We start from the raw sequence: 21,750 nt of genomic DNA on the forward strand, positions 1-21,750 counted from the left end.
ACCGTTCCAAGTACCAAAACCCTTTACAACTATAGTCATCAAGGCTTGCTAAAAAAAAAAAAACAAAAAACACCAATAATATATTGTTTACAACTATAGTCATCAAGGCTTGCTAGCTATTAAGGCCATTGATTTACCTAAAGCTGTACGGCTTCGTAAAAAGACTAAGAAGCGCTCTTCAACGCAGAAACACCTTGGTGTCTCCATTGAAGAGAGGCCAGAAACCATCAATGACCGCTCTGTATTTGGACATTGGGAAATTGACTCCGTATTAGGGACTCAGAAAGCTGGAGAACCTTCCATCTTGACTTTGGTTGAGCGGAAAACCCGCTACGCTATTACAGCTTACCTGGCTGGTAAAAAAGCTGAGGACGTTAACGAGGCGGTAGCTGAGCTTATTCAGCAGTATCCCATCAAATCCATTACAGCTGATAATGGTTCTGAGTTCGCTTCCTTGAATGAATTAGAAGGTGTTCAGGTTTACTATGCCCATGCTTACTCCTCATACGAACGTGGGACAAATGAGAACTTCAACGGCTTACTTAGAGAGTTCGTTCCTAAAGGTAAGTCGCTCAAGACTCTCACAGCTGAGGATTTAGCTAAGGCGACCTTAGCTATCAACCAAAGACCAAGAAGACTACTCAACTATCAAACAGCCTAGTCCCTCTTCAACTTGGTATCAGATAACAACTGTTGCACTTAACTTGACAATTCGGGGGATAATATTCTGATGATTGATCTAAATCGCGATAATTGTGAACCCTTGTTTCACAGAACGCCTCTTTTCACCTAAGGGAACCACATCCATAAAAGACAGAGAACGCTTATCCATTAAATAAGCCCCCTCTGCCTGATTAGCTGCGATAGCACCTCCCCACAAAAAATCTTTTGGAAATCTCATATCTTTTTCCTCATACTAATGAAATTTCTACTGAATCAGGTAAAATTTTTGGAGTGACATTGGTAAATTCTGCCCCATTTGTAACGATAAATGGAATAACCGTATCATAGCCCAATTCTTTGATTTTATCTAAATCAAACTCAACCAATAATTGTCCTTTTGAAACAGTGTCGCCTTCTTTAACGTGAACTTTAAAGTATTGACCTTTTAAATTTACAGTATCCAATCCAATATGAATCAAAACTTCAACACCATTATTACTACGTAATCCAATGGCATGCTTTGTTTCAAATACCATTGAGACCTTACCAGTAAATGGTGCTACAACTTTTCCTTCAGTTGGAATAATAGCAAAACCATTTCCCATAACACCCGTTGAGAAAACTGGATCATCAACTTGATTTAATTCAACTATTTTACCTGGTGCAAACGGAATAACATCTAATTTTGTGGCAGAAATTTCTTCAGATGGATTATCCTCTTTATCTTTCTTTGAACCAATTCCCAATACCAATGTAGCACCAAAGGCAAGTGCAATACTAATCGAAATACCAATAATAATATGAATATAGCTGTCTGCAATGTAGGTCGGTAATGCTAACAGTCCTGGAAGAATTACTGCTGTCGCTCCTCCTCCAAAGAAGTTGATGTAAGCCGCACCAATACCCCCAGCGACCATTGCACAGATCATTGGTTTTTTATATTTTAAGTTAAACCCAAACATTGCTGGTTCTGTTACACCAAATAAAGCTGTTACACCGGCCGTAAAGGATTCTGTTTTTTCGGATTTTTTCTTTAGTAAGAAGAAAGTTGCTAATGTTGCCCCTGCTTGAGCTAAATTACCTGTTAGATTTGCTGGAAAAATTACTGAGTATCCATATTCAGCAATCAACTGGGCATTGATAGGTGTAATTGCATAGTGCATACCAAAGATAATTAATAATGAGCGGAATGTACCAAATAAGAATGAGCCTACAACACCATTTTTGGTATATAAGAAGGTAACAACCTTTGCAACCCCTTGACCAACATAAGTTCCGAAAGGTCCAATTACAATAAGTTCCAGCGGTACCATTATAAATAAAACTAACATAGGAACAAAGAGCACTTTAAATGTATCAGGAACAATTTTATTTACCCATTTATAAACATATGACATAATCCACACACTTAGAATAATAGGTAAAATGGTTGATTTATAGTTTACAAAGAGTACAGGAAGACCTAAAAATGAAAGACTGGTTACACCAGATTTTGCAGCTGCAAGTGCACCATTCTGAATCGTGGGATACATCAGGGCACCAGCTAAGGCAATAGCTAAGAATTCATGAGTTCTAAATTTTTTCGCAGCACTGACCGCTAGGAAGAAGGGAAAGAAATAAAAAAGTAAATCGCCTATCAGGCTAATGACTTGGTAGGTTCCACTTGCCGCATCAAGCAATTTTACCGCAACTAAAATTGCTGTAACCGACTTGACCATACCACATCCAATGAGAACTGGGATAACTGGACCAAAACACCCAGATATCGCTTCAACAATACGGGAAACAATATTCTTTTTAATTTCTGAACTCTGAATATTATCCTCTGCCAAATCTACAAACTTTTTTGCCTCATCAAAGACTTGAGCAACCTTGGCACCGATAATAACTTGTAACTGTCCACCCTTATTCTGTGCTTTTATAACACCTTCAACTTGATCTAAGGCATCTAAATCAACTTTACCGTCATCAACAACATTAAAACGCAGTCTGGTTGCACAATGTGTCATAAAGGTAATATTTTCCTTGCCAATAATCTGAATGATTTGTTTGGCCGTTTCATAATTGCTGCTCATCAAGAGTACCTCCACTAAAGATTTTACCTAGGTTTAAGGTAATCTTAGCAAACAAATAGAACGCTTACAATATATTTCCAAATTATGAAAATAATATTCAATAAGTGAATATAAAAAAGAAGCTAGGCGAAAAAGTTCGTCTAACTTCAGTAAATAATTGATTTCGAATCTGCTTTTCATCTTTTCTCCTTAATGAGCCGGCAGGTCGGAAATCGCCAGACACTTATTCTGCATTACGCTTCAATAGGGCAATGCATTCGACGTGGTGCGTTTGCGGAAGTCCAAAGGTTTGGTGAACCTTTTGAGCAGCTTGCCCAAAAATGTGAATGCAAGCCGAACTCTTATTCTGCCTTACGTTTCAATAGAGCAACACATTCTATGTGGTGCGTCTGAGGGAATAAGTCCACCGGTTGTACCTTCTCTAGCTTGTAGCCCAGTTCTTGGTAGAGTTTGATGTCACGCGCCATGGTGGCTGGGTTGCAGGAGATATAGGTGATTTTTGCGGGGGCGGTATCAACGCTGGCCCTGATAAAGCTTTCGGTCAGGCCCTTGCGAGGAGGGTCAACTATGATGACAGTCGGTTTGATACCCGCCTTGACCCAGTCTGCCATGGTTTTCTCGGCTGGAGCGCAGACATATTCAGCATTGCTGATGCCATTTGCTTGGGCATTTTCTTTGGCATCTTGGACCGCCTTCTCTACTACTTCCACGCCGTAAACCTGCTTGACCTGCTTTGCCAGGGATAAACCAATGGTTCCAATACCCGAGTAGGCATCAATGACCACGTCCTCCTTGGTCAAATGGGAAAAATCAATAGCTGTTTGATAGAGCTTCTCTGCCATGACCGTATTGACTTGGTAAAATGATTGGGCAGAAATCTTGTAATGGTTGCCCAGAATGCTGTCAGTGATGGTGGCCTTGCCGTAGAGGGTGCGGAAATCGGCCCCAAAGACGACGTTGGTATTTTTCTCATTGATATTTTGAATAGTGGAGACAACTTGAGGAAAGGTCTGGGTAATTTTTTCAATAATTTGCTCAATTCGGAAAATTTTTGGCCGGCTGGTCACGATAACCAGCATGGTTTCACCGCTGTAGTGCCCCCGACGGACAACCAAATTACGAATTAAACCTGTCTGCTCCTTCTCATCATAAGGCTTGAGGTCAAAACGTCTCAGGAGGTCCCGCACAAATACAACCAGCCTATCAATTTCCTTGTCCTGAATATAAAAGTCCTCAATCGGAACCAGATCATGGGAGTTCTTGCGGAAGAAACCAGTTTCTAGCTGACCCTTGACCCGACGGACGGGAACCTGAGCCTTATTGCGGTAGGCATAGGGTTGGTCCATCCCCAAGGTTGGCAAGACCTCGATATCGTTAATTCCTGCAATCTTGCTCAGATTGTTTGCTACCTGCTGGCTCTTGAATTCTAGCTGCTTATCGTAGGTCAGGTGGCCCAGGTCAGCGATTCCCGTTCGCAGGTAGTTGGCATCCAAGTCCTGCACCCGATTTGGTGACAGTTCTAGATATTCTTCAACCTTACCGTAGCCAATTTTCTTTTTGATTTTCAAAATCCGCATCCGGATTTTTTCACCTGGCAGAGCATTGTCGACAAAGAAAACCAGCCCATCAACCTTGGCCAGACCTTGCCCCTGATGGGTCAAATCAACAATTTCAACATCTATCACATCATTCTTACTTAACATGGTCTCTCTTTTCTGTCTTGTTACTGTCTCCACTTTATACTCTTTGAATTTCAAAACTTCTGTTTTACAAGTCTAGCATTCGAACTAGAACAATATCATCGTTTTTTAGATAATAATGCAGGATACTCTGATACTTTCGCCAAAGTGGAATTATTGGCAACAAGCTAGTTGTTGCTAATAACGGAAAATTTGAGACTGAGGCTCAAATTTTAGTAATGAAACTCCATCAGGAGTTTGCTTGCGTCCACACTTTTTAAGAAAGTATCAAAAATGAAAATTTTGCATTTAAATGAGTATAAAAAGGGGAGACTTTTGTCTCCTCATTATAACATATCACAATAATTGGCCCAGCCATCTTAGGAAATAGCTTGCCTCGTTTTTTCAGTTACCAATCAGCGCATGCCCATTTTCTTGAGCTCTGAACGATAATGGTCAAAGTCAATGGATAGGCCTTGACCGCCGTACATATCGTAACCATCGACCCAATCACCATTTTCAGGCATGGTCTTTTGCTTGATTCCCTTAGAGGCATCCGACATGACAGAAGCCCCATTACTAAATAGGAAGCTATAAGGCATGTTGGTTGAAGTCATGGCAAAAACCTTACCGATCGCCTCAGAACCTGTAAAGAGCTTGGTTGGGTTCTTAACTTGACTAACAATAGCCTTCATAACCTGCTGCTGCCGCTTGGTCCGACCGAAGTCGCCTTCGTCATCGTGACGAAAACGAGAATAGTTAAGCAGAGTTCGACCGTCCATCTTTTGCTTGCCAACCTTGATTGTCTGTTGCGGTGTCACGCCGTCCTTGGCCCTAAGGTCATCGGGTACATCCACCTCGCCAACCTTTTGGCCATCAACCGTGGCAAATTTGGCATCAATTTCTACCCCATCTGGGAAGAGCGTATCAACAGCCTCAGCAAAGGTTTCAAAGTCCAGCATGACATAATACTTAATCTTGAGACCAAAATTATCCTTGAGTGCCTGGCGCATATACTCAGCTCCTTGATTACCATCTTGTTCGCCCAGATTAAAGGCCGTATTGAGCTTCTGGTCCTGAGTGTAGCTATCGGCGCTAACCCCATAAATATTAATCAGGGTATCGCGCATAAAGCTGACCATCTTAACCCTATTGTCGCTGTTGCCAACATTGACCACCATAATGGAGTCAGTTCTGGCATCGGTCGACCCCTGGGTGACCCGCTGGTCACTCCCCAGAATTAGGATATTAGTACCATCGTCTGCATCTTCACCATTGAATTTTTCCTTGATGGCTGGCTTGTACTTACTATTAGCTCCATTAACCGCTGAAAGGCCCTTATAGAATTTATATCCCATACCCGCAAAAACCAGCAAAACAAGGGCTAAGATGCTTAAGAGAGTTCTTTTTACCCAGCGACGCTTATTCCTAGGTTTCCTGGGGCGAGTGACCTGATTTTGGCCTTGGTCAACTTGGCTAGCTGCCTTAGCTTCTCTTTGGGCCCGCTTTCTAGCGCGACGGCTCTGATAGTTGGAACGACCATCATCATAGAGAGGAAGACCCGAAGCCGTGTACTGCACCTCGTCTTCCTCATAGTTGTCATAGTCACCATAATCATCATAGCCATAATCCGCATCCTTGTCTTGGTAATAATTCTGGTACCAAGAGTTGGTATCATCGTTAACCTGATAATCACTGGTATTATCATAGGCAAGGGAACTCCTAGACCGCTGTGCTTGATTAAAAGCTTCAACCTTGTCTCGCAAATAATTGAATTCTTCCTGCTCCTTTGGTGACAGGTAGTTATAATTGCGCATCAAATAATTGTAGCGTAGCTCCTCATGGTGCGTCAAATTGTGATTTGCCATAGTTTACTTATTTTCCAATCGTTTATGTCGTCTATATTGAATAGACCTGGTATTGGCCCAAAATTTTATAGTCAATGCCCAAAGTCTTGAGCTCTTCCAAGGCAAAGGCAACCAAATCCCTTGCCTGATTATCCAAATCAATGATGAAGAAATACTCACCCAGCATGGTCTTGAGGGGCCGACTTTCAATCTTGGTCATATCAATGCTTCGCCAAGCGAAAACGGACATGGCCTTGTAGAGGGCCCCTGGTAAATTATCTGGCAGGGTGAGAGCCAGGGAAATCTTGCTGGTCTGGACTGGTAGGGGCAATTCTGGCGTCCTTTTCCCTAGAACCCAAAAGCGGGTGTAGTTTTCATCAATTTCTTGAATATCCTGAGCAATGATGGTTAGGCCATATTCCCTAGCAGCCATGCTGGGTGCAATGGCGGCAAAAGGCTGGTCTGGGTGCTCTGCGACATAGCGAGCAGCATAAGCCGTACTAGCTGTCACCTCAACCTTAGCATCTGGATAATGCTGGTCTATATAGGCCTTGCCTTGAGCCAGAGCCTGGGGATGCGAAAAGATTTTTTCAATTTTCCTATCCACCTGACAGACCATAAGCTGTTGTTGAATAGGTTGAACCACTTCTGCCACCGCCTTAATATCGGCCTGATGAAAGAGATAGTCTAGAGTTTCATGAACCGAACCCTCAATAGAATTTTCCACCGGAATTATAGCGAAATCAACCTGGGCATTTTCATAGGCCTTAATAACATCAGTAATATTGGCATAAGGTACTAGGTCTTGTCCAAGAAAAGCCTTGAGGGCAGCGTTATGGGTAAAAGAGCCACTAGGACCCAGATAGGCAATTTTCATCCGATTTCCTCAACAATTTCTTGGGGTGTTTTATTGGTCACATCAATAATAATAGTGGCTGCATCCTCGTAGAGAGCCTGGCGTCCATCAAAGATAGCCTTGAAATCTTCCTTGCTATTGTTAACAAAGAGAGGACGAACATTGGCCTGGTCCTCAGAAATCCGCCGATAGAGAGTGTCAAAGTCTGCTTTTAAATAAATGGTTTCAGGATTTCCCGCTAGGATTTCTCGGTTGGCTGGACTGGTAACTACACCACCACCTGTCGCAATGACTCGGTTACTGTGGGCCAATTCTGCTAGGGTTTCTGCCTCAATTTTCCGAAAGGCTGCTTCGCCTTTTTCCGCAAAGAAATCAGCAATTGGCATGCCAATCTTTTGCGTAATCATAGCATCCATATCAATGAAGTTTTCATCCAGAAGACGGGCAATGGTTGATTTACCAGACCCCATAAAACCAATTAAAATCTTAGCCATTGATTAGTCCTTTCAAATCATCAAAAAAGCTTGGATAGCTGGTATTGATGGCCTCAGCCCGCTCCAGAACAACCTGACCTTCCTTGACTAGGAGAGCGGCGATAGCCACCATCATGCCAATGCGGTGGTCGCCCAAGGTATTGACCTGAGTCCCATGCAGAGCGGTCTTCCCTTGGATAATCATGCCATCTGCAGTCGGCTCAATATCAGCCCCCATGCTATTAAGGGCATCAGCAACCACCTGGATCCGGTCGGTTTCCTTGACCTTGAGTTCTTCCGCATCCGCAATCACTGTCCGTCCTTGAGCCTGAGTGGCTAGCAGAGCAATAATTGGGAGTTCGTCAATCAGACGTGGAATAATATCACCAGCAATCTGGGTTCCCTGCAAATCCGAGCTTTCGACAGTAATGGTCGCTGACTTGGCCACAGGGTCCACCTGGCTGAGGCTGATTTTTCCACCCATAGCCTTGATAACATCTAAGATACCTGTCCTAGTCTCATTGATACCAACATTTTCCAAGACAATCTTAGAATCTGGCAGAATGAGACCAGCTACCAACCAGAAGGCTGCGCTGGAGATGTCACCTGGCACAAGAACTTCCTGACCGATCAAGCTTTGCCCTCCTTGGACACGGATTTCCTTACCGGAAATCTCCAAGTGACCACCGAACTGCTCAATCATATCTTCGGTATGATTGCGGGTCTTTTCCTTTTCAATAATGACAGATTGACCGTCCGCCTGCAGGGCAGCAAAAATCAAGGCTGACTTGATCTGAGCCGAAGCCACAGGCAAGTGGTAATGAATAGGTTTGAGAGAGCGACTACCGTGAATCTTCAAAGGCGGTAGGTCTCGCTCAGTACGGCCAGAGATTTCAACTCCCATTTGACGCAGAGGGATGGAAACCCGATCCATTGGGCGTTTGGAGAGACTATCGTCGCCAAACATTTCAACAGAAAAATCTTGACCCGCTAGGACCCCTGAAATCAGGCGAATTGAGGTCCCAGAGTTTCCCATATTGAGAGCCTTTTGTGGAGCCTTGAGTCCATGAAAACCAGCACCCTGAATCCGCACTTCATCGCCATCGTCTTCAATCGTGACCCCCATATCTCGGAAGGCCTGCATGGTAGAGAGGACATCTTCCCCTTGCAAAATATCCCGAACAGTCGTTTGACCTTGAGCCAGACTGCCAAACATAATGGAGCGGTGGCTGATGGATTTATCACCAGGAACCCGAACGGTCCCTCGGAGGTGTTGAACATTGGTTGCTAATTTCATGAAAGACTCCCTAATAAGGCTAGTATATAATAGTATTTTACCATAAAAGACGACCATTTTTTAGGGGAATTCCCGATTTTCCCTAGGTCTGAGGTCGGAAATTTCCGCAAAATATCAAGGTCAATAAATTCCAAAGGATCTGAGCAAAATTTTATATAAGAAAAGGACCTGGGCATAAGTCCCAAATCCCTTCTTATTGCATTAAACATAGCCATAGAGCTGGCTGACGGTCACAAATTTGTAACCCTGCGAACTCAGATAGTCCAGAACTGTCGGCAGGGCATCGACCGTGGTCCGATGGATATCGTGCATGAGAATGACACTACCATCCTGGGTCTGAGCCTTGACTTGGTTGAGGATAGATTGGGTATTGCGGTACTTCCAATCGTAGGTATCAACATCCCAAAGGACTTGATAGAGATCTGTTAAGCTCCGAACCGTAGGGTTGGTCGCACCATAGGGGGGCCTGAGCAAAATTGGTGCTTTACCAGTTGCCTGCTCAATAGCCTGATTGGTCTGATTGATTTGACTTGCTGCTTGAGTGGTTGGCAGTTTGCTCAGTTGCGGATGATCCCAAGAATGATTGCCAATGTCATGGCCGTCATCTAGTTCATCCTTGAGAATTTTCTCATTGCCAGCAACTGATTTACCAACAACAAAGAAGGTGGCCTTGGCCTTGTATTTCTTGAGAATCTTCAGGACTTGGGGAGTTGTATCAGGATTTGGCCCATCATCAAAGGTAAGAGCAACCACATGACCTGACATTTTTTCTAAACGTCCATCTCCTCGCTTGTAGGCCTTGTAGGTCTCCAAGTCATCCCCTTTAAGATAATTGGGATCCAAGATATTATACAGACCGGTAAGAGGGAGATTAATGGTCTCCCCAGCCAGCTTGAAGGACAGTTGGCTACTTTCTAGATTGAAAGCCAAATTAGCCAACTTAGTCTCTTTCAGACTAGTCAAAACCTTCTCTTGCTGATTTTGACTGAGGGTCTGGTCTTGACTAATCCGAGTCGCCAAATCAGCCTTTAAATCTGTCGTTCGTGATAGGAAATCTGGCAAATCCAGTCGCTGATGGTCGGTCGTCACATAGAATGTCGCCAAGACCTTACGCTTGCCCTCCCTCAAGGAAGACAGACTCTTATAGTAGGTATGCTGATAGACCTTTGCTTCTTTAACACCATTGAAATTGGAGTCGCTATACTGCAGACCGATAAAACGATAGTCCCCATCCTTGGAGTTTTTGGCCAGCTTGGCCAACTCTTCCTTGACACCATCGTGAACCTTTCCTTTCTCACTACTTGGATAGTAAATAAAGGTTGACCCCTTTTGGACAAGAGTCACCGCCCCCTGTTCCTTACTGTAGGCCAATTCCCGCTTGGTAACTCGAGCCAAATCTCTTTTAACAATCTCATACTGAACAATTAAAATTCCCAGCAAGATGATGGCACATGCAACTGCCGCACAAAGGAGATAAAATTGTTTTCTCACGCTCAGATTCCTTTCCTAACTTAGCTCTATTATAACTGATTTAGGACAAGGCCTCAATACTCTCAGAAAAATAATCATCTGAAACTAATGTCAAGATAAAATCGTCGTTACACTTTTGATTTTATACCAGCATCAATGAGGCAGAAAAGACGGGTTTTAGCAAACAAAAAGAGTCAGGCTGAACCTGACTCCCTATTTGAACATGGACTAAAAGACTAGTGATTTAGAGAGTCTCCCTTGAAAATCAGGATTTTCTGGGCAACTCCTAAAATCATACGTCTTTTTTACGTCCTTTGTATCATTTACTTTCCAAGTTTTGCTTTTGCTGCATCTGCAAGAGCTGTGAAAGCTGCTGCATCGTTGACAGCTAGGTCAGCCAACATTTTACGGTTAACTTCGATTTCTGCCAATTTCAAACCGTGCATCAATTGTGAGTATGACAAACCATTCATACGAGCTGCCGCATTGATACGAGTAATCCACAATTTGCGGAAGTCACGCTTACGTTGACGACGGTCACGGTAAGCATAGTAGTATGAGTTCATCACTTGTTCTTTTGCAGTACGGAACAAGATATGCTTAGCACCATAGTAACCTTTAGCTAATTTAAGTACACGTTTACGACGTTTGCGTGCAACAACGCCACCTTTAACACGAGCCATTTATATTTTCCTCCAAATATTCTTCTTGATTAATCTTGCAATCGTTATCTTATTTCATTTGTGACAACATAGCTTTAATACGCTTGAAGTCTCCAGAATGCACCATTGCTGCCTTACGAAGATGACGACGTTGCTTTTTAGTCTTACCATGGAAACGGTGGGAAGTATAAGCGCGGAAGCGTTTCAATCCACCCTTACCTGTACGTTTAAAACGTTTTGCTGATGCACGGTGAGTTTTTTGTTTTGGCATGTTTTTTTCTCCTTAAGTATTAATTGTGACAAATCCCTATTTTTTCTTGTCAGGGATTGGTGCCAATTGCATAAACATTTGGCGACCATCCATCTTAGCGCGTTGTTCGATGATAGCGATATCTTGGGTTGCTTCAGCGAAATCTGCCAAGACTTGGGCACCGATATCCTTGTGAGTAATCATCCGTCCACGGAAACGAATAGAAACCTTGACCTTATTGCCCTTTTGCAGGAACTTACGACCATTGCGGAGCTTGGTCTCAAAGTCACCTTTATCAATAACGGGACTGAGACGGATTTCCTTAACAGTAACAGTGCTTTGCTTCTTGCGCTGTTCCTTTTGTTTCTTTTGATACTCAAACTTGAACTTTCCATAGTCCATAATCTTAGCAACTGGTGGAGTCGCTTGCGGTTGAATCAAGACTAGGTCAACATTGGCATCATCTGCGACTGCCTGTGCTTCAGACAAAGGTTTGATGCCAAGCTGTTCTCCGTCAAGTCCCACAAGGCGAACTTCCCGAACGCGAATTTCATCATTTATGAATAAATCTTTTTTTGCGATGATTTTCACCTCTTCATTATTTTAGAGAAAAACGAAAGCGGACTTGCCAACGCAAGCCCGCACTACAGTATATTCCATGGGAATGAAATTTGACATGTAGAGCCAGACAACGTTTGTCGCAAGGCGAGAAGCTCTCGCTTCTGCTTTTCTCATTGCTAGTAGTATAGCACGCTAACTAATCCATGTCAATAATTTTCTTTGCTTTTTCTGAAATAAAGTCAACCACACCCTGAATAGAAACACCAGTTGTATCAAAGGTAATAGCATCTTCTGCCGCCTTAAGAGGAGAAACCTTACGATGGCTGTCCTTATAATCCCGCTCCGCAATTTCCTGCTTGAGGGTTTCAAAGTCGCTGGCAATTCCTTTTTCTTGGTTTTCCTTGAAGCGACGCTCAGCCCTTTCCTCAACAGAAGCGATGAGAAAGATTTTGAGTTCCGCATCAGGCAGGACCACCGTACCAATATCCCTACCATCCATGATGATAGCTCCACCAGCAGCAATCCGTCTTTGCTCATCGACCAATTTTTGCCGAACCTCTGGTAGGGCAGAAACGGCAGAGACATTATTAGTCACATTATTCTGCCGAATGGCCAAGGTAACATCTTGACCGCCCAGACTGACGGTCTGACCGCCATCGTTTGCCTTACCAAAGGCAATAGGATTTTCATCAATCAGGGCCAAAAGGTCATCAACCTGATCAAGTTCTAGATGATTCTGCAAGGCCAGGTAGGTAGCACAGCGATACATAGCTCCAGTATCTAAATAGGTATAACCAAGTTCTTTAGCCAGAATCTTAGCCACCGTACTCTTACCGCTGGAAGCTGGTCCATCAATAGCAATTCTAATTGTTTTCATCTTAGCTTACGTGAACCTCATCGCCTGGATTAGCATACCAGTAACCTTGGGTCATATGGTCTGGGTTAAGCTCTCTGAGCTTTTCAACAGAAATTCCAGCACGGGCTGCAATTGCGGCTTCCCCTTCTCCTTGTTGGACAGTAATGGTTTGGCCGTCACCTGATGACGATGATGACGAATCGTTTGTTGATGATGCATCAGTAGAAGAGTCAGAAGTCTGTCCAGAATCAGCTTCTGTGCTGGAAGATTCTTCCTGGCTACTGCTTGACTCTTGCTTGGCACTAGACTTAGAAGCTCCGTAGAAGCTTGAGGTCGCCTTTGTTTCATTGCTACCACCGTTTGAGGTATAGAAGACAAAGAAGAGAATAGCAACGACAACCACGAAAAAGACACTCAGTAAGATGGTCAAGACTGGAGTGCTGACAAAAGAACCTCGACTTCTATCAGCAGAGCGACCGCTAGCAGAACGATGTCTTCCGATGACAATGTCATCGTCCTCATCTGCAACGTCTGCTTCTTCCAAATCAGCTTTCTCCCCCGCTGAGGCATCAGATTCATCAGTATCAGCTTCATAATCTTTTTGAAGCTCATCTAATTCTTCTACCTCTTCAACCTTTTCATCATCTCTTTCTTCAATTGGTGTTTCCCATGGTTTCTTTGACATACTGTCCTCCCTTGTAAAAAAAATAATTCCGTACTAAAATAATACTATGAAAGTCTCTATTATTCCAGAAAAATGTATTGCTTGCGGTCTCTGCCAAACCTATTCTGCTGCCTTTGATTATCATGACAACGGCATCGTTAAATTTACTGATAGTGACCAACTCAGCAAAATTCTTCCGGATAACCAAGCCAACCGCTTGGCCGTAAAATCTTGCCCAACGAAAGCCCTCAGGAAAGATTCCTAAGTGAGGGCTTTTCTTTTTTGTCATTTTGATAAAGTTTAAAATAATCCAGACTTTCTGAATGGTCCAGAAGTTCAACTTCTCCCTTAAAAGCAGGATTGAGGGCTAAATCATCCAAGAAATATTTCTTGGGCCACTTGCGCATATAAAAAAGACGGGATTTCCCATTAGTAAAGACTAAAGCCAGAGTTGATTTGGTTACTTCTACCCGCTTGATGGTGGCAATATCTACCTTTAGTGGTTTGAAGACATTGAAAGAAATAATCCAGAGCTGATTGTCTTCACCGAAAATAAAATAGCGGTGGAAGCCCAGTCCAACAAAAATCAAAAAAATAGCAATAAAGGTTAAGCCCACCCAAGGAACTGAAACCTGCTCACGATATAATGACATGGCAAGAAAAATCGGAATAAAGGTGATGGACCAGTAAATGATAGACCATGATAATTCCGGTTGCCAATGGTATCTAACTTTGCCAAATATTTTTATCATTGAGCCCCTCCATACTTGTTAATTTTACCATAAAAAGAAGAGATTTCCCATTCTAACTGAAAAAATTAGAAAATTTTGAGGGAGGATGGGAGTGGGTCCTAATCGTGATTTCGTCAAATCGATTTGCCTCCCTCAACTATCTCCGACAAAGAAATAGATCGACTTCTTCGGCTATGTGTCTTCGGCTATAGACTAGACTTGAGGATAAAGAAAAAGGTTGGAACAATTCGCCCAACCTCTTGATAGGCTTATTCTTAGCTCAAACGGCCAGTGTAGTCAATACTTTGATCGACGTTAGCTCCTAGGACCTTAGAAACACTAGTGTATTGCCAAGCTGCCGCATTATTATAGTAATTATAGTTAGCAGCTTCATCCTCTGATATTTCATTGTAGCCCTTGACATAATGGGCAATCCACATATTATCCATACCGACTTGACTGGTAGAGAAGCTACCGCCACGGGTGTCCAACCAGCTGGCCATAGTATAGTAAAGCAGATTATTGTAGCCCATGCTCTTCATCGTCTGAGTCCAAACAGAGGTATTGCTATTGACATTTTGCAAGACATCGCTATGCTCAATATCGTCAATCATGGCTGTGCTTGAATCCAAGCCATAGGATTTAGCCACATTGACAAAATAGGCAGCTTCGCTTCTAGCTTCATCCGCATTGGTATAGCGGGCAAAGTGATAGACAGAAACTTTGAGCCCTGCAGCTTTAGCATTAGCAATCTGACTGCCAGCATAAGGATTAATATAGGAATTACCTTCGGTCAATTTCACGACAACCCCTGTGATACCACGCGATTTGAGGGCGCGATAACTATCAACAGAGATAGCATTGTTATAGCTGCTGACATCGATAAAGTAACCGTTGGCTCTCTCCTTGTTCAGGTCATATTGACCCAGATTAAAACCAGTTCGGCTACCATTCTGGTAGTTAACATAGGCATGGACTGTGTAGCTACCAGAAATCATGCCATGGAGCTGCTCATCCACTTGGACACTAGTACTACCGTTTTGCACATCAGCACTGTACCAATGGAGATTAGCCTGCCCATCTAAAGACCAGGCAGCTACTTCAATGGATTTGGCCTTCTTGGAAGTGTCGGTTTCATTGAGAACAACTCTCAGGGTGCCAGCTTCAGCATTGTGGTCAGTCACATAGACTTTAGCATCAGTTTGTTGAACCGCCTGGTCAACATTAAAACTAGACGTTCCAAGTCCAACCATGGCACCGCCAGACAGACTACTGGTTCCATAGAAGTGAACATTGTAGCGACCTGACTCAAAGTTGTGGTCTTTCAATTTAACGGTCGCAGTATAGCTGCCATCATTATTTCTGTTTGTGGCATACCATATTAAATCATCTTGACCATTTTTTTCTGTCCAAACTGGAACAGTCACCGAAGTAATATATTGAGGCAGATTGCTAATTTGAACGGTGTACGTATTATCGTTGGCCTTGTTAATTTTTGCTGTGGCACTTGGTGACGGCACTTCAATAGAAGTTGCATTGAGGCCAACTGCCTGACCATTGCGGTCCGCATAAGTATGAATATAATAGGTCCCGTAACCTGAATGATCCGTATAAGAAACGGTTACAGAGTGGTTGCCATCAGCTTCATACCAGTGGAGGTCATCTTGGTCGCCCTCCTTGGACCAAACGGCAAAGCGAATATGGCTGAGATCTGAGAATTCATTAGAATCAAGATGGATATTTATTCCTTGACTAGTCAGATTGGCACTTACAGTATTTTTAGGCGCCGCCTTGGTTGCAACATCAGTCGCCTTGATATCGAAACCTGATGTTGCCGTCAAGCCAACCAGGCCACCTGTAATAGCACTTTGACCGTAGACGTGTACATTGTAATGTCCCAACTCATTGTGGTGCTCTGCCATTTTTACCGTAGCCGTAAAGGTGTCGGTATTCTGACGAGTAGCTTGATACCAAATAATATCGTCTTGACCATTTTTTTCCGTCCAGATCGGCAGAGTAATACCTGTGATATCACTGCTAACATTGCCCACTGTTACCTTGTATTGGCCATCTGCTACTTTTTCAATCTTAGTATTGACTTGACTAGGGCTAACCTTGATGGTTTGCACATTCCGGCCAATATTTTGTCCATTAATTACAGAATAAGTATGAACGTTGTAAGTCCCATAAGAACGGTGTTTTGACAAGTTGATATAGGCAGCTCCTTGAGCATTAGCACTATACCAAACTAAATCATCTTGACCATTTTCCTCAGACCAGACTGCAAAATTGACTGCTTCATTGGCAGCAATCGGTTGATTATATTGAATGGTCATAGTCTGACCAGATGTAGTAACACTGGCGGTTGGTGCGCTGACCTGTTCAGCAGCACTAGCCCGTTCTACAGTTGCTGATACACTGGCCCGAACAACAGTTGAATCATTGGCTGGGGTAGCTATTGTCGTGTCTGTCTGAATAGGTTCTGCAGCTGATTTTTCTTGATCAGCTTCACTCGCTGCAGCTAATGAACCACTCTCTTGTTCTGAACTAGCTGAGCTATCAAGTGCCTGACTAGCCGCCTCTTGCTCCGCTGGTTGAGTTTGACTTTCAGATGTCCCGGCTCTTTCTTCTGAACTAACTTGACTGGTTTCTGAACTTGAGCTGGCTTGATTTTCCTGGTCAGTTGGAAGACTAGTATCAGTCGTCACTGATTGGTTTGCTGAAGCAGAATCAATCTCTCTACTTACATCCGCTTGAACTCCTGTCGTTTCATCGGCAGCAACCAAGCCACTAGTTCCCAATACTGTTAGAGCGGCTGCACTGGCAATGACCCAATGCTTCTTAGCCTTATACATTTTTTTTCGCATTCTCTCATCCTTTTTTTATTTTGATTTATCAATCTAATCCATCATAAAATTTCCTCGTTAACAATTACTTAAACTAGAATTTCATAACCCTCAGCTGCTAAAAGATCAATGGCTCGGTCAAATTGATTGGCCTTGGTCAGAACATAGTCTGTATTGTAGGTCGACAAAGCAAAAATGGAAATATGATGGTTGGCCAAAAGTCCAGAAATTTCAGCTAAAATCCCAATGAGTGAAAAATCCAGTACTCCTTCAATCCGAAAAGCTCGCCAACCTGAATCAACCTTGTTAGCATTGATGGGAATCTCTCTGCTAGGGCAAACCAGGGAATTTTCCTGATCAGTTTTGGCTAAAAAAACAAAGGGACTGGTCCAATCAACTTGGGAAAAATCTGCCAGCTGACAGACAGAAAAAGTTTGCTTGAGAGCTTTAATTTGCATAAATGACTCCTTATATGAAGAGGCCGACTAAACTAGCCGACCCCATTACCATGGTCTATTAAAGGCAGGACAGTTGCTACCTACTTCTTATTAATAGCTAACTAGCCAAGGGCTTGCTTGGCTGTTTCTTCCCCGCCCTTCAGTTTTTGGGCAAGGGTTAAAACAGTTCACTGAACCTGCCTTGCTCTCTAGTTTTTAGGCGAGGGTTAAAACAGTCCACCGGACTGCCTCGCTCTCTAGTTTTTAGGCGAGGGTTAAAACAGTCCACCGGACTGTTTTAATCCTCCTCATCCATAGACAGGACAGAGAGGAAGGCTTCTTGGGGAACTTCGACGGAGCCGATAGATTTCATGCGTTTTTTACCGGCCTTTTGTTTTTCCAAGAGTTTACGTTTCCGAGAAACATCACCGCCATAACACTTAGCGAGGACATTTTTCCGCAGAGCCTTGATGTCCGAGCGGGCCACAATCTTTTGCCCAATGGCTGCCTGAATTGGCACCTCAAATTGTTGACGAGGGATGATTTTCTTGAGCTTTTCAACAATCAGCTTACCGCGTTCATAGGCAAATTCATTGTGAACAATAAAGCTGAGAGCATCAACCTTGTCGCCATTGAGGAGAATATCCATTTTAACCAATTTAGAAGACCGGTATTCAGAAATTTCATAGTCAAAACTGGCATAGCCACGGGTGGACGATTTGAGTTTATCAAAGAAATCAAAGACGATTTCGGCTAGGGGAATCTGGTAAATGACATTGACCCGATTGTCGTCAATGTATTCCATGGTAACAAAATCTCCCCGTTTGCGTTGGCAAAGCTCCATAACTGCCCCAACATATTCCTGGGGCACCATGATTTGAGCCTTAACAAAGGGTTCTTCAATCGAATCAACCTTGGTCGGATCGGGAAATTCCGAAGGGTTGGATACTTCCAAGAGCTCGCCATCGGTAGTATTGACATGATAGACAACGGATGGAGCCGTCATAATCAGGTCGATATTGAATTCCCGCTCCAAACGCTCCTGAATGACATCCATGTGCAAGAGTCCCAAGAAACCAGCCCGAAAACCAAAGCCCAGGGCTTGTGAGGTTTCCGGTTCAAATTGAAGACTGGCATCATTGAGTTGAAGCTTTTCCAAGGCTTCCCGAAGGTCATTATACTTATTGGACTCAACAGGATAGAGGCCAGCGAAAACCATGGGATTCATCTGCTTGTAGCCATGCAGAGGCTTATCCGCTGGTCGGTCAGCTAGGGTAACGGTATCCCCGACCCGAGTGTCAGCAACCGTCTTGATGGAAGCGGCGATATAACCGACATCACCTGTCGCCAGATAATCACGACCAACAGCCTTAGGAGTGAAAATTCCCACCTCGGTAACATCAAAAGTTTTACCGTTGGACATAAGCTCAATCTTATCGCCTGGCTTGACCAGACCATTGACAATCCGAACTTGGAGAATAACGCCACGGTAGGCATCATAGACAGAGTCGAAAATCAGGGCCTGGAGAGGTGCTTCCACATCGCCGGTCGGGGCTGGCACCTTCTCGACAATCTGCTCAAGGATTTCCTCTATCCCGATACCGGCCTTGGCAGAGGCCAAAACTGCTTCGCTGGCATCCAGACCGATGACATCCTCAATTTCCTGTCGGACTCGCTCAGGGTCTGCAGCTGGCAGGTCAATTTTATTGATGACCGGCAGAATTTCCAAGTCATTATCCAAGGCCAAATAGACATTGGCCAAGGTTTGGGCCTCGATACCCTGAGCCGCATCCACCACCAGAACCGCACCTTCACAGGCTGCCAATGAGCGGGACACCTCATAGGTAAAATCGACATGCCCTGGCGTGTCAATCAGGTGGAAGATATAGGTCTCCCCGTCCTTGGCGGTGTAGTTGAGCTGGACGGCGTTGAGCTTGATGGTAATCCCCCGCTCTCTTTCCAAGTCCATGCTGTCTAGGAGCTGGGCCTGCATTTCCCGGTCGGAAACCGTCTCCGTTTTTTCCAAAATTCGGTCGGCCAGGGTCGATTTCCCGTGGTCAATATGGGCAATGATGGAGAAATTCCGAATTTTCTCCTGCCGTTTTTTCAGTTCTTGAATATCCATGATCGTTCCTTATCCGTGAAAATTATAGCCTTCGAAAATCAAAGTAAAGATAGGAAGCTCCTACCCTTGTATCTGAACTTATGACATAGACTGACATCGCAGTTCTTTATAGTCCTTACTCATTCTGATTTTCATCGGCATCAGTCATTCTATTATACCAAAAAAACAGCCTAGGCATAGACTGATTTCTTTGATTTCTCTTATGGAAAATTGGGGAGAGCCAAGCTCGACAATCCTCTGATGACTTTAGTTGCCAAACCAGATGGCGATTTCCCTCTGGGCAGATTCCAATGAATCTGAACCGTGGGCAATATTCTTGATGGCTTGACCTGGCAAGGAAGGAAGAGCATAGTCACCACGAATAGTGCCAGGCTGGGCCTTGCTTGGGTCGGTAGCCCCCAGCATATCTCGCCAAGCCTGAACTGCACCCGGACCCGCAAAGGTTCCGATAAGAACCGGCCCGCTGGTCATAAAGTCCGAAATGACTGGATAGAAAGGTTTGTCCACCAAGTCAGCGTAATGCTTGTCCAACGTTGGCTTATCAATCTGACGCATCTCCATGCGAGTAATTTCCAAACCACGCACTTCTGCTCGCTCTAAAACTTGACCAACCAATCCCCGCTTCAGACAATCAGGCTTCAAGATAAAAAATGTTTCTTCCATGATAAACTCCTCAAGAATCGTAAATTTTGAAAAGATACTTCTATTATAACAAGATTTTCAGAAAACATCATGAAATTCATTTTTTAAAAATAGCTAAGCTAAGAGGATGCTAATATTTAGCACTTTATCCAATCGGCCAACTTCAAAATCTAATCAGTTATTTCTATAGTGTTCATTCCGATAGGCCTTTAAACTTCGCTTGCCCAGCCAGAAAAGACCCAGCATGATGATTTCATAAAGAAGGAAGAAAAGAATAAAGCAATGCAGGAAATAATCTTCGGGCAGAACCCAGATGATGGGGTCGGTGTAGGGATTAAAGAGCCAATTGGTCGCACCTGGAAAAAGCAGGTGATGAAAGAGGGTGAAAAATTGGTCAAAGCTGATGAGGAAGGCTAATAAGCCTAACAAGACTGGCAGAACAGCCAGACCGACAAAGAGACGACTGGACAGCCAGAGGGATTTGGTTCGTAACTGTCGCTTGAGGTAGAGCCAGGAAGGGACTAGTCCCAGCAGGAAAACGACCTGATCTAGGTGAAAGAGGTGCTTAACATCGCGAAAATGAGCCAGACCATCTGCCGATGAGGGAAAATCACTCATTTTCAGCTTGGTCACCCAAGGCAGGGTCAGATAGTTCATCAGCTGGCTAAAATTATGGAGCAGTTGGCGCTCTGTCAGCCCTCTGAGACTGGCCAATTTCAGCCAATGATTTTCCAAAGGATAGAGGATCCAGGCCAAATAAATGGTTAACAAAATGGCTAGACTCAAAAGCCAGAGGGCAAAGCCAGCCAATTTTACTTTTTCTTTCATTTAGAGCTCCCAATCATCCAGACTGTCCACGACGTGACTCGGTTTTATGGGCAGATTGGGCACTTCTTCTGCCTTGGTGAAACCGGTCAGAACTAGCAGGGTATCCACATCATTTTTGATACCGGCCATGATGTCGGTCATGTAGTTATCACCAACCATAACTGCCTGCGAGCGTTCAATTTTTTGTCGCTCCAAGGCCTTATTGATAATGACCGCTTCTGGTTTGCCGATAATGACTGGCTTGACTCGGGTAGCAGATTCAAGAAGATTTTGAATGGCCCCTGCTCCTGGCTCCTGCCCCCGTTCGGTTGGAATATTGAGGTCTGGATTGGTCCCAATAAAGAGGGCACCCTTTTGAATGGCCAGCGTGGCTATTACCAGCATTTCATAGGTTAGGTCACGGTCCAGACCCACCACGACATAGGCGGGATTTTCCTTGTCCTCGACATAACCTGCCTGGGCAATGGCCGACTTGAGGCCGACTTCGCCGATGACATAGGCAGTCTTGCCCCGTTTCATATCGTTCATATAATCAACGGTCGCCAAGGTCGCCGTGTAGATGGTTTCCAGAGGCGTCTCCACATTAAAATTCTTGGCCAACATGTCCTGAACCATCTGGGGGGTCCGCATGGTATTATTGGTCACTAGGGTGTAGGGAATCCTCTTCTCCTGCAGGCGTTTGATAAAACGCTCTCCAGCGGGAATCCGCTCCTTGCCTCGATAAATGGTTCCGTCTAAATCAATCAAATAACCTTTGTAAGTCATGCTTGCTCCTATTAGTGATTTTT

21 protein-coding genes, 1 pseudogene and 1 other annotated feature are annotated in these 21,750 nt (G+C 43.9%); of the genes and pseudogenes, 2 read left to right on the top strand and 20 right to left on the bottom strand.

Translation table 11 applies throughout. The annotated features are described in order from the left end of the window. Positions 1 to 85: 85 nt before the first annotated feature. Positions 86 to 661 (top strand): annotated as a pseudogene (locus tag BS63_RS01000000110945) (IS30 family transposase); the annotation flags it as partial. Between the two features lie 78 nt (positions 662 to 739). Here the strand turns inward: BS63_RS01000000110945 and BS63_RS0105645 are convergent. The 13 genes from BS63_RS0105645 to BS63_RS0105705 form a co-directional block, all read right to left on the bottom strand. After that, on the bottom strand, positions 740 to 901 hold the full coding sequence (locus BS63_RS0105645; protein ID WP_002963117.1) for a family 1 glycosylhydrolase: 162 nt from the start codon (positions 899 to 901) through the stop codon (positions 740 to 742). A 10-nt stretch (positions 902 to 911) separates the two neighbouring features. Then, positions 912 to 2,738 (bottom strand): beta-glucoside-specific PTS transporter subunit IIABC, encoded by a 1,827-nt coding sequence (locus BS63_RS0105650; RefSeq protein ID WP_028798479.1) that lies wholly within the window; start codon positions 2,736 to 2,738, stop codon positions 912 to 914. Positions 2,739 to 3,079: 341 nt separating this feature from the next. Next, the gene (gene rlmD, locus BS63_RS0105655) at positions 3,080 to 4,441 is read right to left on the bottom strand and encodes a 23S rRNA (uracil(1939)-C(5))-methyltransferase RlmD (RefSeq protein WP_019785671.1); all 1,362 of its coding nucleotides are present in this window, start codon (positions 4,439 to 4,441) and stop codon (positions 3,080 to 3,082) included. Between the two features lie 392 nt (positions 4,442 to 4,833). Then, on the bottom strand, positions 4,834 to 6,285 hold the full coding sequence (locus tag BS63_RS0105660; protein WP_002962780.1) for an LCP family protein: 1,452 nt from the start codon (positions 6,283 to 6,285) through the stop codon (positions 4,834 to 4,836). A 31-nt stretch (positions 6,286 to 6,316) separates the two neighbouring features. Continuing rightward, on the bottom strand, positions 6,317 to 7,141 hold the full coding sequence (gene pheA, locus BS63_RS0105665; RefSeq protein ID WP_002962773.1) for a prephenate dehydratase: 825 nt from the start codon (positions 7,139 to 7,141) through the stop codon (positions 6,317 to 6,319). Beyond that, positions 7,138 to 7,614, bottom strand: coding sequence for a shikimate kinase (locus BS63_RS0105670; protein ID WP_002962770.1), 477 nt, complete (start codon positions 7,612 to 7,614; stop codon positions 7,138 to 7,140). Before BS63_RS0105670 ends, pheA begins: the two co-directional genes overlap by 4 nt. Continuing rightward, the gene (aroA, locus tag BS63_RS0105675; protein ID WP_002962768.1) at positions 7,607 to 8,890 is read right to left on the bottom strand and encodes a 3-phosphoshikimate 1-carboxyvinyltransferase; all 1,284 of its coding nucleotides are present in this window, start codon (positions 8,888 to 8,890) and stop codon (positions 7,607 to 7,609) included. Before aroA ends, BS63_RS0105670 begins: the two co-directional genes overlap by 8 nt. 201 nt (positions 8,891 to 9,091) lie before the next feature. Further along, on the bottom strand, positions 9,092 to 10,381 hold the full coding sequence (locus tag BS63_RS0105680; protein ID WP_002962766.1) for a polysaccharide deacetylase family protein: 1,290 nt from the start codon (positions 10,379 to 10,381) through the stop codon (positions 9,092 to 9,094). A 302-nt stretch (positions 10,382 to 10,683) separates the two neighbouring features. Further along, on the bottom strand, positions 10,684 to 11,043 hold the full coding sequence (gene rplT, locus BS63_RS0105685) for a 50S ribosomal protein L20 (protein ID WP_002962764.1): 360 nt from the start codon (positions 11,041 to 11,043) through the stop codon (positions 10,684 to 10,686). A gap of 49 nt (positions 11,044 to 11,092) precedes the next feature. Continuing rightward, positions 11,093 to 11,293, bottom strand: coding sequence for a 50S ribosomal protein L35 (gene rpmI, locus BS63_RS0105690; RefSeq protein WP_002962762.1), 201 nt, complete (start codon positions 11,291 to 11,293; stop codon positions 11,093 to 11,095). A gap of 36 nt (positions 11,294 to 11,329) precedes the next feature. Continuing rightward, positions 11,330 to 11,863: a translation initiation factor IF-3 gene (gene infC / locus BS63_RS0105695; protein ID WP_002962761.1), complete on the bottom strand. Its 534-nt coding sequence runs from the start codon at positions 11,861 to 11,863 to the stop codon at positions 11,330 to 11,332. Positions 11,864 to 11,877: 14 nt separating this feature from the next. After that, positions 11,878 to 12,006: a sequence feature (ribosomal protein L20 leader region), on the bottom strand. Positions 12,007 to 12,029: 23 nt separating this feature from the next. Beyond that, entirely contained in the window at positions 12,030 to 12,710 is a 681-nt protein-coding gene (cmk, locus tag BS63_RS0105700; protein WP_002962760.1) for a (d)CMP kinase, read from the bottom strand. A gap of 1 nt (position 12,711) precedes the next feature. Then, on the bottom strand, positions 12,712 to 13,374 hold the full coding sequence (locus tag BS63_RS0105705; protein WP_002962759.1) for an SAG1386/EF1546 family surface-associated protein: 663 nt from the start codon (positions 13,372 to 13,374) through the stop codon (positions 12,712 to 12,714). A 46-nt stretch (positions 13,375 to 13,420) separates the two neighbouring features. Here BS63_RS0105705 and BS63_RS1000000111795 point away from each other — a divergent pair, with 46 nt between their 5' ends. Next, positions 13,421 to 13,618: a ferredoxin gene (locus BS63_RS1000000111795; protein ID WP_002962758.1), complete on the top strand. Its 198-nt coding sequence runs from the start codon at positions 13,421 to 13,423 to the stop codon at positions 13,616 to 13,618. Here BS63_RS1000000111795 and BS63_RS0105715 read toward each other — a convergent pair. From BS63_RS0105715 to BS63_RS0105745, 7 genes are all read right to left on the bottom strand, one after another. After that, positions 13,602 to 14,105, bottom strand: coding sequence for an EbsA family protein (locus BS63_RS0105715; RefSeq protein WP_002962757.1), 504 nt, complete (start codon positions 14,103 to 14,105; stop codon positions 13,602 to 13,604). The two genes, BS63_RS1000000111795 and BS63_RS0105715, sit on opposite strands and share 17 nt — an antisense overlap. A gap of 254 nt (positions 14,106 to 14,359) precedes the next feature. Next, positions 14,360 to 16,951, bottom strand: a complete 2,592-nt coding sequence (locus BS63_RS0105720; protein ID WP_028798480.1) for a GBS Bsp-like repeat-containing protein — start codon at positions 16,949 to 16,951, stop codon at positions 14,360 to 14,362. Positions 16,952 to 17,019: 68 nt separating this feature from the next. Beyond that, positions 17,020 to 17,388 carry an ACT domain-containing protein gene (locus BS63_RS0105725; RefSeq protein WP_002962752.1) on the bottom strand — a complete coding sequence of 123 codons (369 nt, stop codon included), beginning with the start codon at positions 17,386 to 17,388 and terminating at the stop codon, positions 17,020 to 17,022. 277 nt (positions 17,389 to 17,665) lie between these two features. Then, the gene (gene lepA / locus BS63_RS0105730) at positions 17,666 to 19,492 is read right to left on the bottom strand and encodes a translation elongation factor 4 (protein ID WP_028798481.1); all 1,827 of its coding nucleotides are present in this window, start codon (positions 19,490 to 19,492) and stop codon (positions 17,666 to 17,668) included. 246 nt (positions 19,493 to 19,738) lie between these two features. Next, a complete protein-coding gene (gene ndk, locus BS63_RS0105735) occupies positions 19,739 to 20,155 on the bottom strand; it encodes a nucleoside-diphosphate kinase (RefSeq protein WP_002963049.1) in 417 nt (138 codons plus the stop codon). Between the two features lie 153 nt (positions 20,156 to 20,308). Then, positions 20,309 to 20,962, bottom strand: a complete 654-nt coding sequence (locus BS63_RS0105740) for a TIGR01906 family membrane protein (protein ID WP_002963047.1) — start codon at positions 20,960 to 20,962, stop codon at positions 20,309 to 20,311. Further along, positions 20,963 to 21,727 (bottom strand): TIGR01457 family HAD-type hydrolase, encoded by a 765-nt coding sequence (locus tag BS63_RS0105745; protein ID WP_002963046.1) that lies wholly within the window; start codon positions 21,725 to 21,727, stop codon positions 20,963 to 20,965. Positions 21,728 to 21,750 lie beyond the last annotated feature (23 nt).

The sequence above is a fragment of the Streptococcus sobrinus DSM 20742 = ATCC 33478 genome, from assembly GCF_000686605.1.
Classification (GTDB): domain Bacteria; phylum Bacillota; class Bacilli; order Lactobacillales; family Streptococcaceae; genus Streptococcus; species Streptococcus sobrinus.

Excerpts from the sequence above, each read along its gene's own strand:
- BS63_RS0105745 (WP_002963046.1), bottom strand. The coding sequence starts at position 21,727 with ATGACTTACAAAGGTTATTTGATTGATTTAGACGGAACCATTTATCGA.
- BS63_RS0105715 (WP_002962757.1), bottom strand. The coding sequence starts at position 14,105 with ATGATAAAAATATTTGGCAAAGTTAGATACCATTGGCAACCGGAATTA.
- BS63_RS0105725 (WP_002962752.1), bottom strand. The coding sequence starts at position 17,388 with ATGCAAATTAAAGCTCTCAAGCAAACTTTTTCTGTCTGTCAGCTGGCA.
- BS63_RS0105660 (WP_002962780.1), bottom strand. The coding sequence starts at position 6,285 with ATGGCAAATCACAATTTGACGCACCATGAGGAGCTACGCTACAATTAT.
- BS63_RS0105645 (WP_002963117.1), bottom strand. The coding sequence starts at position 901 with ATGAGATTTCCAAAAGATTTTTTGTGGGGAGGTGCTATCGCAGCTAAT.
- rplT (WP_002962764.1), bottom strand. The coding sequence starts at position 11,043 with ATGGCTCGTGTTAAAGGTGGCGTTGTTGCACGCAAACGTCGTAAACGT.
- BS63_RS0105740 (WP_002963047.1), bottom strand. The coding sequence starts at position 20,962 with ATGAAAGAAAAAGTAAAATTGGCTGGCTTTGCCCTCTGGCTTTTGAGT.
- BS63_RS0105650 (WP_028798479.1), bottom strand. The coding sequence starts at position 2,738 with ATGAGCAGCAATTATGAAACGGCCAAACAAATCATTCAGATTATTGGC.
- BS63_RS0105720 (WP_028798480.1), bottom strand. The coding sequence starts at position 16,951 with ATGCGAAAAAAAATGTATAAGGCTAAGAAGCATTGGGTCATTGCCAGT.
- cmk (WP_002962760.1), bottom strand. The coding sequence starts at position 12,710 with ATGAAAACAATTAGAATTGCTATTGATGGACCAGCTTCCAGCGGTAAG.
- BS63_RS0105705 (WP_002962759.1), bottom strand. The coding sequence starts at position 13,374 with ATGTCAAAGAAACCATGGGAAACACCAATTGAAGAAAGAGATGATGAA.
- BS63_RS1000000111795 (WP_002962758.1), top strand. The coding sequence starts at position 13,421 with ATGAAAGTCTCTATTATTCCAGAAAAATGTATTGCTTGCGGTCTCTGC.
- lepA (WP_028798481.1), bottom strand. The coding sequence starts at position 19,492 with ATGGATATTCAAGAACTGAAAAAACGGCAGGAGAAAATTCGGAATTTC.
- rpmI (WP_002962762.1), bottom strand. The coding sequence starts at position 11,293 with ATGCCAAAACAAAAAACTCACCGTGCATCAGCAAAACGTTTTAAACGT.
- aroA (WP_002962768.1), bottom strand. The coding sequence starts at position 8,890 with ATGAAATTAGCAACCAATGTTCAACACCTCCGAGGGACCGTTCGGGTT.
- rlmD (WP_019785671.1), bottom strand. The coding sequence starts at position 4,441 with ATGTTAAGTAAGAATGATGTGATAGATGTTGAAATTGTTGATTTGACC.
- ndk (WP_002963049.1), bottom strand. The coding sequence starts at position 20,155 with ATGGAAGAAACATTTTTTATCTTGAAGCCTGATTGTCTGAAGCGGGGA.
- pheA (WP_002962773.1), bottom strand. The coding sequence starts at position 7,141 with ATGAAAATTGCCTATCTGGGTCCTAGTGGCTCTTTTACCCATAACGCT.
- BS63_RS0105670 (WP_002962770.1), bottom strand. The coding sequence starts at position 7,614 with ATGGCTAAGATTTTAATTGGTTTTATGGGGTCTGGTAAATCAACCATT.